Origin of the sequence: Bradyrhizobium centrolobii, from assembly GCF_001641635.1 — a bacterium.
In the GTDB taxonomy this organism is placed as follows: domain Bacteria; phylum Pseudomonadota; class Alphaproteobacteria; order Rhizobiales; family Xanthobacteraceae; genus Bradyrhizobium; species Bradyrhizobium centrolobii.
This window is the reverse complement of sequence record NZ_LUUB01000079.1, coordinates 378,368-390,832: the sequence shown is the minus strand read 5'-3', so window position 1 is coordinate 390,832 and position 12,465 is coordinate 378,368. Positions and strand designations below refer to the sequence as shown.

General features: G+C 63.3%; 12 protein-coding genes and 2 tRNA genes. 2 read left to right on the top strand and 12 right to left on the bottom strand.

Going from position 1 to position 12,465, the window contains the following annotated elements; translation table 11 throughout:
- Positions 1–3: 3 nt before the first annotated feature.
- Positions 4–960 carry a lipoyl synthase gene (gene lipA, locus AYJ54_RS28150; RefSeq protein ID WP_063704051.1) on the bottom strand — a complete coding sequence of 319 codons (957 nt, stop codon included), beginning with the start codon at positions 958–960 and terminating at the stop codon, positions 4–6.
- Between the two features lie 130 nt (positions 961–1,090).
- Here lipA and AYJ54_RS28145 point away from each other — a divergent pair, with 130 nt between their 5' ends.
- Entirely contained in the window at positions 1,091–1,705 is a 615-nt protein-coding gene (locus tag AYJ54_RS28145; RefSeq protein ID WP_063704049.1) for a DNA-3-methyladenine glycosylase, read from the top strand.
- A gap of 49 nt (positions 1,706–1,754) precedes the next feature.
- On the opposite strand, the gene AYJ54_RS28140 is transcribed toward AYJ54_RS28145, so the two are convergent.
- From AYJ54_RS28140 to AYJ54_RS28110, 7 genes are all read right to left on the bottom strand, one after another.
- Positions 1,755–4,631: a valine--tRNA ligase gene (locus AYJ54_RS28140; protein ID WP_063704047.1), complete on the bottom strand. Its 2,877-nt coding sequence runs from the start codon at positions 4,629–4,631 to the stop codon at positions 1,755–1,757.
- 130 nt (positions 4,632–4,761) lie between these two features.
- The gene (locus tag AYJ54_RS28135; protein WP_063704046.1) at positions 4,762–5,529 is read right to left on the bottom strand and encodes a PopZ family protein; all 768 of its coding nucleotides are present in this window, start codon (positions 5,527–5,529) and stop codon (positions 4,762–4,764) included.
- 302 nt (positions 5,530–5,831) lie between these two features.
- Positions 5,832–7,217 (bottom strand): TolC family outer membrane protein, encoded by a 1,386-nt coding sequence (locus AYJ54_RS28130; protein ID WP_063704044.1) that lies wholly within the window; start codon positions 7,215–7,217, stop codon positions 5,832–5,834.
- A gap of 212 nt (positions 7,218–7,429) precedes the next feature.
- Entirely contained in the window at positions 7,430–8,092 is a 663-nt protein-coding gene (locus AYJ54_RS28125; protein ID WP_063704042.1) for a protein-L-isoaspartate O-methyltransferase family protein, read from the bottom strand.
- A 148-nt stretch (positions 8,093–8,240) separates the two neighbouring features.
- Positions 8,241–8,420: a hypothetical protein gene (locus AYJ54_RS28120; RefSeq protein WP_063704040.1), complete on the bottom strand. Its 180-nt coding sequence runs from the start codon at positions 8,418–8,420 to the stop codon at positions 8,241–8,243.
- 211 nt (positions 8,421–8,631) lie between these two features.
- Positions 8,632–8,706: transfer RNA gene (locus tag AYJ54_RS28115), tRNA-Asn, on the bottom strand.
- A gap of 1,300 nt (positions 8,707–10,006) precedes the next feature.
- Positions 10,007–10,267: a hypothetical protein gene (locus AYJ54_RS28110; protein WP_063704038.1), complete on the bottom strand. Its 261-nt coding sequence runs from the start codon at positions 10,265–10,267 to the stop codon at positions 10,007–10,009.
- Positions 10,268–10,524: 257 nt separating this feature from the next.
- Between AYJ54_RS28110 and AYJ54_RS28105 the strand changes: the two genes are divergently transcribed.
- A complete protein-coding gene (locus AYJ54_RS28105; protein ID WP_063704036.1) occupies positions 10,525–10,731 on the top strand; it encodes a hypothetical protein in 207 nt (68 codons plus the stop codon).
- Positions 10,732–10,773: 42 nt separating this feature from the next.
- On the opposite strand, the gene AYJ54_RS51455 is transcribed toward AYJ54_RS28105, so the two are convergent.
- The 4 genes from AYJ54_RS51455 to AYJ54_RS49815 form a co-directional block, all read right to left on the bottom strand.
- Positions 10,774–10,926, bottom strand: a complete 153-nt coding sequence (locus AYJ54_RS51455; RefSeq protein WP_201724265.1) for a hypothetical protein — start codon at positions 10,924–10,926, stop codon at positions 10,774–10,776.
- A 188-nt stretch (positions 10,927–11,114) separates the two neighbouring features.
- A tRNA-Cys gene (locus tag AYJ54_RS28100) sits at positions 11,115–11,188 on the bottom strand.
- A 196-nt stretch (positions 11,189–11,384) separates the two neighbouring features.
- Positions 11,385–11,690: a hypothetical protein gene (locus tag AYJ54_RS28095; RefSeq protein WP_063704034.1), complete on the bottom strand. Its 306-nt coding sequence runs from the start codon at positions 11,688–11,690 to the stop codon at positions 11,385–11,387.
- A gap of 440 nt (positions 11,691–12,130) precedes the next feature.
- Complete coding sequence (locus tag AYJ54_RS49815; protein WP_136623972.1) at positions 12,131–12,454, bottom strand: hypothetical protein; 324 nt, start codon at positions 12,452–12,454, stop codon at positions 12,131–12,133.
- Positions 12,455–12,465: the final 11 nt, after the last annotated feature.

Genomic DNA, 12,465 nt, shown 5'->3' with positions numbered 1-12,465 from the left:
ACGTCAGCGGGCGTGAGCGGCTCGCGCTGCCTTCAGTCTTGCGAAATCGTCGCCGGCATGATGCGACGAACGGGTCAGCGGGCTCGCCGACACCATCAGGAAACCCTTGGTGTAGGCGACCTTTTCGTAGGACGAAAACTCGTCCGGCGGCACGTAGCGCATCACCGCATGATGCTTGCGGGTCGGCTGGAGATACTGGCCGATGGTCAGGAAGTCGACGTCTGCCGAGCGCAGATCGTCCATCACCTGCTGAACCTCGTGACGCTCCTCGCCGAGGCCCACCATGATGCCGGACTTGGTGAAGATGGCCGGATCGATCTCCTTGACCCGCTGCAACAGCCGGATCGAATGGAAGTAGCGCGCACCGGGCCGCACCGTGAGATAGCGCGACGGCACGGTCTCGAGATTGTGGTTGAAGACGTCGGGCTTGGCCGCCACGACGACCTCGAGCGCCCCATCCTTGCGCAGGAAGTCGGGCGTCAGGATCTCGATCGTGGTCGAAGGACATGCCGCGCGGATGGCGCGGATGGTCCGGGCAAAATGCTCGGCGCCGCCGTCGGCAAGGTCGTCGCGATCGACGGAGGTGATGACGACGTGGGCGAGGCCCAGCTTGGCCACCGCCTCGGCGACGTTCTGCGGCTCGGCTGCATCCAGCGCGTTCGGCAGCCCGGTCTTGACATTGCAGAAGGCGCAGGCGCGGGTGCAGGTGTCACCCATGATCATGAAGGTCGCGTGCTTTTTGTCCCAGCACTCGCCGATATTCGGGCACCCCGCCTCTTCGCACACCGTGTGCAGGCCGTTCGCCCGCACGATGTTGCGGGTGTCGGCATAGCCGCGGGTATTGGGCGCGCGCACGCGGATCCAGTCCGGCTTCGGCGGCGAAGCGGAATCGGGCCGGTTCACCTTTTCAGGGTGGCGTGGGCGCAGCGGGTTCGAGATGGTATCGACAATAACGACCATGGGGTGTCCGGTCTGTTCAAGTCCTACCTAGTAGGTATCGCAGGGCATCGCAACCCGGCTCGCCCTACCTCAGGGAACATGGCAGATATGGGGAATATCCTGCTCTGTTCTCAGACGATTCTCACCTCGAATGGCTCCAAGAAAACGACCGAGATCGGACGCATCCACGCCTCACCTCGGCAAGCCGCTGAAGCGCGCCTTTTTCGGGCGTAGTGTCCATGAGGTCGCCCCCGACCTGATCGGTGCGACCATGCTTATCGACGGCGTAGGCGGCATCATCGTCGAGGTTGAGGCCTATCATCATACCGACCCGGCGGCGCACTCCTTCCGCGGGCCGACGCCGCGAAACCGGGTGATGTTCGGCCCGCCCGGCTTTGCCTATGTCTACCGCTCCTACGGCATCCACTGGTGCGTGAATTTCGTCTGCGAAGAGGAAGGCTCGGCCAGCGCGGTCCTGATCCGCGCGCTGGAGCCGACCCACGGGGTCGCCGCGATGCGCCGCCGCCGCCACCTCGATGATGTGCGCGCGCTGTGCTCGGGCCCGGGCAAGCTGACCGAAGCGCTCGGCATCACCATCGAGCACAACACCCTGCCCCTCGATCGGCCACCGATCGCGCTCCATGCGCGGACGGAGGACGTCGAGGTCGCGTGCGGGATACGGATCGGCATCACCAAAGCGGTCGAGCTACCCTGGCGCTACGGCGTGAAGGGCTCGAAATTCTTGAGCAAGCCGTTTCCAAAGTGAGGGTCATTCCGGGTCTGGTCCCTCGGACCATCCCGGAATGACGGGAACCTCACGACACCTGCTTCAAGCGCTCCAGCGCCTCGAGCAGCTTCGCCTTGCGCGCCAGCGCCGCCTCACGCTTTTCGCGCTCCTCCTCGACGACCTCTTCCGCCGCGTTGGCGACGAATCTCTCGTTGGCCAGCTTGGAATCGGCGCGTTTGATGTCGGCGTCGGCCTTGGCGATCTCCTTGTCGAGACGCACGCGCTCGGCGGCGAGATCGACCACACCCTTCAGCGGCAGCGCGGCCACCTCGCCGCGCACCAGGATCTGCACGGCACCATCGGGCGCACGTTCGGCGAACGAGATATCCGAGAGCCGCGCCATGCGCTTGATGACGTCGGTCCAGCGTGGCGCGCGCTCCTTCGTCTCGGCCGAGGCGCCCGCCAGCACGAGCGCCGTCAACGTCGCCGGCGGGATGTTCATCTCGGCACGCACGGAGCGGATTTGCGTGACCAGATCGATCACCCAGCCGATCTCGGCCTCGGCCGCAGGATCGGTGAAGTCGGCATGGTCGAAGATCGGCATGACGAGAGCTGGCGAGATCAGCGGATCGGTCGGCCCGGCGGCCGCCGCGAGCATCGCGAGCTGCTCCGGCGTCGGCTCGGACGGCTTGAGCGGCCACGGCGCCAGCGCCAGCAGGACTTCGCGGCTGGCCGTCACTTCCCACAGCTCCTCGGTGATGAACGGCATGAAGGGGTGCAGCAGCTTCAGAATCTCGTCGCGCGCCCAGGCGACCATAGCGCGGGTTTCTGCCTTGGCCGGGCCGTCCGGCCCGAGCAGCACGGGTTTTGCGAGCTCGACATACCAATCGCAATAGACGTTCCAGACGAAGCGGTAGATCGCGCCGGCGGCGTCGTTGAAGCGATAGGCCTCGATGGCTTCAGTCACTTCGCGCGTGGTGTGCGCGGTCTCGTGCGCGATCCAGCGGTTCAGCGTCGCCTTTGCCTTCGCCGGCTCGAAACCGTCGGGCACGGCGCAGTGGTTCATCTCCGCGAAGCGGCAGGCGTTCCAGAGCTTGGTCGCGAAATTGCGGTAGCCCTCGACACGGCTGGTGGCGAGCTTGATGTCGCGCCCCTGGGCTGCCATCGCCGCCAGCGTGAAGCGGAGCGCATCCGCGCCGTACTCGTCGATCAGGTGCAGGGGATCGATGACGTTGCCCTTCGACTTCGACATCTTCGCGCCCTTCTCGTCGCGGACGAGGGCGTGGATGTAGACGGTCGAGAATGGCACTTCCTTCATGAAGTGCAGACCCATCATCATCATCCGGGCGACCCAGAAGAAGATGATGTCGAAGCCCGTCACGAGCGCATTGGTCGGGTAGTAGCGCTTCACCTCCGGTGCATCTTCGGGCCAGCCGAGCGTCGAGAACGGCCACAGCGCCGAGGAGAACCAGGTGTCGAGCACGTCCTCGTCGCGGGTGATGAACCCCTCGCGCTTGGTGCGGTCGAGCGCCATTTCGCGCCCTTGCTCCGCCGTGATCACCTCTTGCTCGACGTAGTACCCGAGCGCGTGGCTGACGGCCTCCTCCTCGGTTTCGGCGACGAAGACCTTGCCGTCGGGTCCGTACCAGGCCGGGATCTGGTGACCCCACCAGAGCTGGCGCGAGATGCACCACGGCTGGATGTTCTCCATCCAGTCGAAATAGGTCTTTTCCCAGCTCTTCGGCACGAACGTCGTCTCGCCCGAACGCACTGCCGCGATCGCGGGCTTCGCGAGCGTCTTGGCGTCGACGTACCACTGATCCGTCAGATAGGGCTCGATCACGCTGCTGGAGCGATCGCCATGCGGCACCGTGTGGGTGTGCGGCTCGATGCGCTCGATGAAACCGAACGTCTCCAGCCGCTCGACGATGCGCTTGCGCGCGGCGAAGCGTTCGACCTTGTGAAACTCCTCAGCGAATTGCGAGGCGCCCTCCGGCAGGTCGCGCAGATAATCCTCGTTGCCGACGAGATCGAGGCAACCTTCCTTGTCGAGCACGCTGATCTGGCGCAGCCCGTGGCGCTTGCCGACCTCGAAGTCGTTGAAGTCGTGCGCCGGCGTCACCTTGACCGCACCGGAGCCCTTTTCCGGATCGGAATAGTCGTCGGCGACGATCTGAACTTTGCGGCCAACCAGCGGCAGGATAACGTGCTTGCCGACCAGATTCTGATAACGTTCGTCGTCGGGATGCACGGCCACGCCGGTGTCGCCGAGCATCGTCTCGGGGCGCGTGGTGGCGACGACGATGAAGCTCGAGGGATCGTCCGGGCTGAAGGTCTTGCCCTCGATCGGATAGCGCAGATACCAGAGGCTGCCTTTGACCTCGACCTGCTGCACTTCGAGATCGGAGATCGCGGTGAGCAGCTTGGTGTCCCAGTTCACCAGCCGCTTGTCCTTGTAGATCAGGCCGTCGCGGTGCAGCTCGACGAACACTTTGATGACGGCCTTCGACAGGCCCTCGTCCATGGTGAAGCGCTCGCGCGACCAGTCGCAGGAGGCGCCGAGCCGCTTGAGCTGATTGATGATGGTGTCGCCGCTCTCGGCCTTCCATTCCCAGACCCGCTCCAAGAATTTCTCGCGGCCCATCTCGCGGCGGCCGGGCTCTTGACGCTCCATCAACTGCCGCTCGACCACCATCTGGGTCGCGATGCCGGCATGATCGGTGCCGGGCTGCCACAGCACGTCGCGGCCGCGCATCCGCTCGAAGCGGCACAGGATGTCCTGGAGCGTGTTGTTGAGGGCGTGGCCCATGTGCAGCGATCCCGTCACGTTCGGAGGTGGGATCACAATGGTGAAGGGCGACGCGTCGCGGCGGTCGGGGCGGCCAGCCTTGAACGCAAGGCTGTCCTCCCAGACGACGGACATGCGGGTTTCGATATCGGCGGGCTGGTAGTTTTTCTCGATCATGGGGCTGCTAGAAAGCCGCGCGCGGGGGTCAAGTCAACGGAAAGCTCAGCGGCAAAAGGGCTTTCCGGCCCACCGGACAGACCAGATAGGACATGAAAGCAGGGCTTTATCGGGGCCACGCGGCCCGGCCTCACCGGCTGCCGCGTGACACTCTCTCGATCTCGGCCTTCACGATACGTTCAACAAGGCCCGGCAAGTTGTCGTCGAGCCAGGACTTCAGCATCGGCCGCAGCATTTCCTTGACCAGATCCTCCAGCGTCCGCGCATTGCTGCTGAGCACCGTATGAGCCAAGGAATTGAAGGCGGATTCGACCGCGGAGACCGTCGATTGCGCCAAGATCGGCGGCGGCAGCGGCGGGGCGTCAAAATCCACGGGCGCATATGACGGCCCCGGTGACGGACGAGGTGGCGCCGCTTCCGCGAATTCGAGATCGTCGCGCGGCTCGACCTTGCGGAAGCTCGGTGGCGGCGGAGGCGGCGTCGGCGCAGGGTCCACCGCCATCTCGTCGGTCAGTTCGAGCACGTCGGGTTCAGGTTCAGGCTCGGGTTCCGGAGCCCGCACTTCGGGTGCCGGCGTTGCCTCGTCCAGTCCCGCCAGCAACGCGTCGATATCGTCCTGGCTGTTGGACGCGGCCGGCGCAGGCGCAGGCGCCGGTGCCGGTTTCGCGGCAGGCGGCGGCGCCGGCTTTTCGGCCACAGGCTTTGTGGGCGTGATCTTGGGTGGGGGAACGTTGTTCATCGCCGGCAGTTTTGGCGCGGACGCAGCGGGCGCGGCAGCTTTCTCAGGCTTGACGGCTTCCGTCGGCGGCGGCTTGGCCTCGTCGTCGGCAATGATGCGCCGGATCGAGGCCAGAATCTCCTCCATCGAGGGCTCTGTGACCTTTGCAGGCTGCGTCATCTCCGACTCCACATCATCAACGCCCTCGCATGCGTTGTTTTACACCAAGCACGACAGGGATTGGCCGGTTCCGGACGGGCCCTCCGACATTTTCGTCGCGACGGCCTGACTTGTCCCCAGTTCACGGCTCAACGTGCGGCGGTGCGCCCCTGCCCCCGGCACCAAAGCGTTACGCAAACGACATCGCATGCGGAGCGAATCGCCTCGCAGCTTCCTTCAAAGGCTATGTCAGGGATTTTGATGTTTGCAAGCAAACCGCCGGTCGGCCTCGCCTATTTGCGAGGCCGACATCATTGCGGCAATCAGCGTCCGTCCGGCGTCCGCACGCCGGCCCAGCTGTCGCGAACCTGCTGGTAGTGCACGCTGGGATCATAAGTCGTGGTGGCCAGACCGAGTACCTGTGGCGACAGACGCCCGACAGCGCTGAGTACGTTGTAGGAAGCGACCACGCGATCGTGTTGCGCGGTGACGAGCGCGACGCGCGCATTGACCAAGGCCTGCTGCGCGTTGAGCACGTCAAGTGTGGTACGCTGACCGGCCTTGGCTTCCTCGCGTACGCCGTTCAGCGCGATCTCGGAGGCCGTGACCTGTGCCTGCGCGGATTGCACCTGCGCCTTGCCGGCTTGCAACTGTCCCCAGGCCTGCACGACGTTCGCGCGGGTCTGGTCGCGGGTCGTTTCGAGATTGAGGCGCTGCTGCGCCAGGTTTTCCTTGGACTGACGGATCAGTGAGTATTCGGCGCCGCCCTGGTAGATCGGAATCGAGGCCTGCGCGATGGCGGAAGCGGTATTCGTTCGGAACAGCGTCAGTTGCTGCTGGAAGGACTGCGACACCGCGGCCTGCACTGTGACCGTCGGCAGCAGCGCGCCCTCGTTGATCTTGACCTGGAGATAGTTGACGTCGATGCCGTACATGGCGGCCGTGACGTTGGGGTTCTCGATCAGGCTCAGACTGACCCCGGCAGCCAGCGTCCCCGGCAGGAAGCGGTCGACCGGGGAGCCCGGCGCGAGGTTTTCCGGCTCGTTGCCGATGATGCGGCGGAAGTTGGCACGTGTCGTCGTCAAATTCGATTCAGCGGTGAGCGCCTGCGTCTTGCCGGCGGCGAGCTGCGCCTCGGATTGCGCGACGTCGGTGCGGGTCACCTCGCCGACGTTGAAGCGGTCGCGGGTCTGCTTGAGCGTCTGCTCGAGCACGCGCACGTTGCTGCGCTGAACCTCCAGCGTCGCCGCATCGCGCAGGTAGTCCATGTAGGTGGTTGCGGCCTGGAGCAGAACAGTCTGCTCCAGCACACGCAATGCCTCGCGGGAACCCGACACCTGGCTCTCCGCAGCACGCGTCCTGTTGGCGGTCTGATTGCCGTTGTACAGCGTCTGGGAGACAGTCAAAGCGACACTGCGGGGTACGCCCGTGCCGTGAATCGAGGCCCCTCCCTGCTCCGCTTTGATATCCGAATATTGGTAACCGGCGCTTGCCGTCAGCGCGACCCTGGGGCGATAGCCCGACAACGCCTGCGGAACGTTCTCGTCGGTCGAGCGCACCTGGGCACGCTGCGCGTTGAGCTGCGGATTGTTCTGATAGGACCGCACCAACGCGGCCTCGATCGTGTCCGCCAAGGCAGGCGCTGGCCCCGCGAGCGCCATCAGGAGGACCGAAACCGCGGCTCCGGTGAAGAGCTTCACCCCATGCATCCCTTAAAATCCGTTCATTCTCACGCCAGGCCCGTGCCCGCGAACCTGGGAACCTGGGAACCGTATCCGAGTGGAGTCGTTGCCCCGTCGCAACATAGGACGCGGTCAAGCGCAACGGAACTACCTCAGAGTGGTTCTCGGTCGAAACTCTTCACGTGCAGCATCCCTGCCACACTTCTGATTCAGAACGGTATTTTAACGGGCCCTGGCCGTCAGAAGACGAAGGCGGCGGTCCGTTCCAGGCCGGGAAGCACGGGGGCCGAGGCATCAAACAACGCCCGATGGCCGAATTCGGCGTGGAAATGGGTCACGATCATGGCCCGCGGCGGCTTCGATTCGGCGGAGACCCCGACCAGACGCCCGCCCTCCTTGAGCTGGCCAAGCAGCCCTTCCGGCGTCACCTCGGCGGCGCCATTGAGGACGATCACGTCATACGGCGCCGCTGCCGGGTCCCCTTCGGGGCAGGCCGCGGCCTTGCAGTCGACATTGGCGAGGCCCAGGGCGGCCAATGTGTCCTTGGCCTTCGCGGCCAGCGCCGAATCGCATTCCGTGGCGGTCACTTGGCCCGCAAGCTTCGCGGTCAGCGCGGCGAGATAGCCCGTGGCGCAGCCGACAACGAGCACATTGTCGCCCTCGCCGATCTCGGCGGCCTGAAGCAGCTTGCCGGTCAAGGCGGGCTTGATCAGGAACCGCTTGGCGCCGCCTTCGCTTACGTCGAGATCGAGATCGAGATAAGCCAGGGCCTGCCGGCTGGCAGGCACGAAGACCTCGCGGGGAACCGTGAGCATGGCATCGAGAATACGGCGGTCGGTGACGTCATTGGTGCGCACCTGGCCATCGACCATTTTTTGGCGCGCGGTCGAAAAACCGGACATTTGCGGACCCTGAAATGCGGACGATGCCGCGGACGGAAGTTGGCCGCATCTTTGGAACAAGCTCTGCCAAAACGCAACACGGGCGTTGGCCCGGGAACAGCCGGCACGGCATCCCGGTGCCGCTCACCGCAAAACGGGCCAAGCCAGCCTATTCGATCGCGACCGCCAACCGGCCGATCAACGCAGCCACTTCGTCGAGCCGTTCCGGATCGGGCGCCTCCACGGCATGTACGAGCCGCGCCAGGCATTCATCGTCGCTGAGTTTGGGAACATCCGCCGGCAGAATCGAGGGGGCCACGCGGGAATGGTCAATCTGGATGACTGGCATTGGAATCAGCTCCGCAAGTGTCCGGCCCCCGCAAGCTCGATTTGAATTGAGTCGATTTGGCGCCACCCTCATGGCGCGAGGGCGCCATTCCACACGTCTGCTTGAATGTGATTCTGCGTCGGAAGCGACCGGAGCAGTTGCGAGCTTGCTGCAACGGCGTCGCGCAGCATCTCAAGACGCGAAGTCAATTTATTGATATCACGATGAAATTTGGCTCCCCGGGCTGGATTCGAACCAGCGACCATCCGATTAACAGTCGGATGCTCTACCGCTGAGCTACCGAGGAAAAGGGCGAACCGACGTTCGCGCGCGGCTGCGTATAACAAAGCCGGTTGCGCTTGCAAAGGACGAATTCGTCATCTTCCGCAACGCGTCGTGGAAGGGCCTTCGGCCCCTTCTCCGGCCAGCGATGGCCAGACTATTCGGCGATGAAGGACGTGGTTTTGGTGCCGGGGTCGTAGGGCAGCCTCGAGGTCCTTCTGCGCGATCGCCACCTCCACACCGTCATTGCGAGGAGCTCTTGCGACGAAGCAATCCGGAATCTTTCCGCGGTGGGATTCCTGGACTGCTTCGCTGCGCTCGCAATGACGGAGTGTGGGCATGAGCATGCCTTGTTCAATTCGCATCTCAAATCGCGGAGGCATAGATGCGCATTCTCGCGGCTTGCATCGCCCGAGCTTTCCCGTCGTCTCGACACCCTCTGGGGTCAGAGGGCGCAGGGAAGACCGGGTGCCGGCTGGCACCCGCGGTCCACTGTGCGAAAGATGCGCTACGAAATTTGCACAGCGGCATACAGGTGAAACCGGAAACAACCCGGCCTTCCCTGCGCGGTGGTTTGACGGCTTATGCCGAGCTCTCCCCGGGGAGCGATGCACTATTGCCCCCGTCACCTTGCAGATGGCTGATGCGCGCGCCCGGTCGGGCCGCAGCATCACCGCAAGACTTGACGCGCAGACTCCGGGCGCCAGGACCACACGGTTTTGCCGTACGCTGACCGCGCCGGTCGTGTGCGCGCCGCGATCGCTCACGGTTTCCCGCCCTACGATCGCCTTCGCGCCGACGCGGCCCAGCGTCCACCACAACTCATCCCGCGTTTCGTGACGATCGCGATACGCCCCTCTGACTGGGATGAGGTGGCGCAGATCTACGCAAAATCAGAAATTCTGTAAAGGCGAATATTTTCGCCTCCCGCGATTGACCCAGCCGTGGGATGTTTTGCCCGTCGGGCAACGCAAGGGCTTGTAGCGGTGAGAGCAGCGAATCCGGGATCCCCTACTCGACATCATCCCCCGGTATCGCTTCGCTCACCTGGCTACCGCAGTGTTTTGCCCGACGGGCGAACAGTTCTCGCCAGCAGCCGATGAAGCACGGCGGACCCGCCAGACTAATCTATGGCAGCAAAACCAAGTGATGTCCGGAGAGGACACGATTGGGCGTGAAGCCGGCTGAGATGATTTCGATCATTGACGGATTTGCGTCAGATTCCTGCCTCTCAACAGCTTCTCCGCAGCATATGCACAGGCCTATTCCGACGGATTTACGTAAGCGCCGCAAACCACTTGCTGCGCACAAATCCACAGGCGTGCTCAGCCGCCGGCTTGGCCGAACGCGGAGCGGCAGGCTTCGCTCAGACTGGCCCGGTTGCGCCGGAGGCAGGCCGTGATGGCGCGGACATTGGGGATCTCGCCGGCGCAGAGGCGATAGACGTCGGGCGTACAGGCCCGGCGCTGCTCCGGCGTTCCCTGCGCCTGGGCAGCGGAGGCGAACAGCGTAAGAAACAGCCCGATCGACGATGCCCGACGCGCCCGGCTCTTCACACCCGCAAACCGCAAGAACCTCGCCTTCATGACCGAGTCTCCCGTCTGCACTGCCCCGGCCCGCATTGGCCGGCGTCGCGGAAGACCTACGGGAAATAAACTTGCGGGAATGTGATTTCTTTCACACTCGGCGCGCGCAGGGCAGGCCTAGCTTCTCGCGGAGATTTTTTCAGGAATCGCTAACCAATCTGGTCCCGATCGCCGGATCGTTAAAATGCGAACGATCGGCTCAATCGGGAAACAAACCGGCTTTGCGACATTGCGCCATCCGCGTTCCGGAGGGTGTGATGAGCGAAGCCGAATTCAACTTGCTGCTGGATGCCGTCCGGGACGCCATGGTCCATGAAGATTTAGCGCTCGCGCCGGAGGAGGAATTCGTGCCCCGCTCGTGGACGTACGACGCAACGCTCAAGGAAACTCCCAAGGCCGCGAATGACAATGAGGGCGCCTGGCCCCTCCTGCCGTTTCCTGACGGCTGGTACGCGGCCTGCTGAACGACCCTGCGCCTAACCTGGACGGCCCCGGCGCGACCACCATCAGTTCTTGACGCCCGGCACCCCCTCGCCTTCCTGCGGCTCCCGATCGGCGACGGCCGGCGGGAAGATGCTGTCATAGATCGCGCGGGCCTCACGAATGAGGCGGGCCCGCTCCAGCTCGGACTTCGGGACAAATCGGACGACGTCGCCCACGTGCTCTCCAGCTCTGGTTGGACGGGGATGCATCACCACGTGATGCGAACTCCATGCCAGCCGGCCTGAATCGCCGATTTCCGGCAGCCCCGGGCAAATCCGGTGGACGAGCGCGCGGGCGTCCCTTCGCGCGGATCGGCGGAACTCGTCGCGGAATTGAATTGTCTTTGAAGATCAGAAGCTTGTGATGGAGGCCACGACCAGAATTGAACTGGTGTAAACGGTTTTGCAGACCGCTGCGTAACCACTCCGCCACGTGGCCCCACGGGGGAATGCCTTAGACATTTCCGCCGCTTGTCGCAAGTGGAACGGATGTGGGAGCGAAGGTTCTCTTGGCACATGTGCCAGATGTTCTCGTTCCGTGTCCGTTCGTGTTTTTCGTCGGTTCGATAGTGCTCTTAGCTACTGTCCGCGCCCGGTGTCCCAAGTGAATTTGGTGGTGCTCTAATTCACTCGGCTCAGGGCCAGATTTGGAAAACGCGCGGAAACAGCGGGAATGACCGGCTTCCGTGCCCAATGTGAAGCCGACCAGTGATCGCGTTGATCCGCAGGTTGCCCCAGGATTTTAAAACCAATTTGCACTGGAACCACAGACGTTCCATTTCCCCAGCATCACGCGCCGCAAGGGCCTTGTCGTAGCGTTCAACGAGATCAGGGCGCTCGACTGCAATTTGCTGAAGCCGGTCGGCCAGTTCTCTGATGCCATCTGGATTGTGGTCGGCGGCCTCCAGACAGGCAATCACTACACCCATGAAGTGGGTCATCGGCCCCTTCGACCTTTAGCGGCAGACTGCCTCAGTTGGCGGCCTCTTTCAGCATGGATGCGCAACTGTCTGGCGAACCGTTGCGTAGGATCGTCCTTGTGCGGCGCTATCCTCGGTTGTTTAAGCGATTTAGCTCTCGGATTGCAATGGCGTCTGCCTGGTTCGGAAAATAAAAAATCGGCTGCTCATGCCATCGGCTTTGCAGTGACTGCACTTGTGCAAGTGTTCTCTTTGCCATGTGTGCAAACCCCTATAAAAATAGGGGTTTGCGAATGTTGAGCGGAGTAAACCAGCTCGCTTTTGCAGACCGCTGCGTAACCACTCCGCCACGTGGCCCCACGGGGGAATGCCTTAGACATTTCCGCCGCTTGTCGCAAGTGGAACGGATGTGGGAGCGAAGGTTCTCTTGGCACAAGTACCCAAGGCCAGATCGAGTGCCCCTAATCTGGATCTTGACGAGCCGAATTTTCGATTGGCCAGAATCCGGCGGCCAAAGGTCCGTCAGCCGGAACGAGACGCCAGCGCCTGTCGGACGGAACCTGTCTAAACCATCGCTCGCCCGAGATGACTTGTTGATCGACCGGAGCGGTAATTTCCTCAGCAGCTCCGCCAGCGATTTGTTCACCCATCCATTTCAAGAAGCGGCGCATCTCGCCAGGCGAAGAAAACTGACTGGTCTTTTTCCAGGGACAGTTCGTTGCAAGCTTCCGATGCGCAACGGTCTGGCGAAACCATTTGCAGCGTTGATCCGCTGCTCCCTGCACTGATCACCTTC

What these genes read in the sequence shown, in the direction of transcription:
- AYJ54_RS28130 (WP_063704044.1), bottom strand. Translation starts at nt 7,217, where the DNA reads ATGCATGGGGTGAAGCTCTTCACCGGAGCCGCGGTTTCGGTCCTCCTG.
- AYJ54_RS28145 (WP_063704049.1), top strand. Translation starts at nt 1,091, where the DNA reads ATGGCTCCAAGAAAACGACCGAGATCGGACGCATCCACGCCTCACCTC.
- AYJ54_RS28110 (WP_063704038.1), bottom strand. Translation starts at nt 10,267, where the DNA reads ATGAAGGCGAGGTTCTTGCGGTTTGCGGGTGTGAAGAGCCGGGCGCGT.
- AYJ54_RS28095 (WP_063704034.1), bottom strand. Translation starts at nt 11,690, where the DNA reads ATGACCCACTTCATGGGTGTAGTGATTGCCTGTCTGGAGGCCGCCGAC.
- AYJ54_RS28120 (WP_063704040.1), bottom strand. Translation starts at nt 8,420, where the DNA reads ATGCCAGTCATCCAGATTGACCATTCCCGCGTGGCCCCCTCGATTCTG.
- AYJ54_RS28125 (WP_063704042.1), bottom strand. Translation starts at nt 8,092, where the DNA reads ATGTCCGGTTTTTCGACCGCGCGCCAAAAAATGGTCGATGGCCAGGTG.
- AYJ54_RS28135 (WP_063704046.1), bottom strand. Translation starts at nt 5,529, where the DNA reads ATGACGCAGCCTGCAAAGGTCACAGAGCCCTCGATGGAGGAGATTCTG.
- lipA (WP_063704051.1), bottom strand. Translation starts at nt 960, where the DNA reads ATGGTCGTTATTGTCGATACCATCTCGAACCCGCTGCGCCCACGCCAC.
- AYJ54_RS28140 (WP_063704047.1), bottom strand. Translation starts at nt 4,631, where the DNA reads ATGATCGAGAAAAACTACCAGCCCGCCGATATCGAAACCCGCATGTCC.
- AYJ54_RS28105 (WP_063704036.1), top strand. Translation starts at nt 10,525, where the DNA reads ATGAGCGAAGCCGAATTCAACTTGCTGCTGGATGCCGTCCGGGACGCC.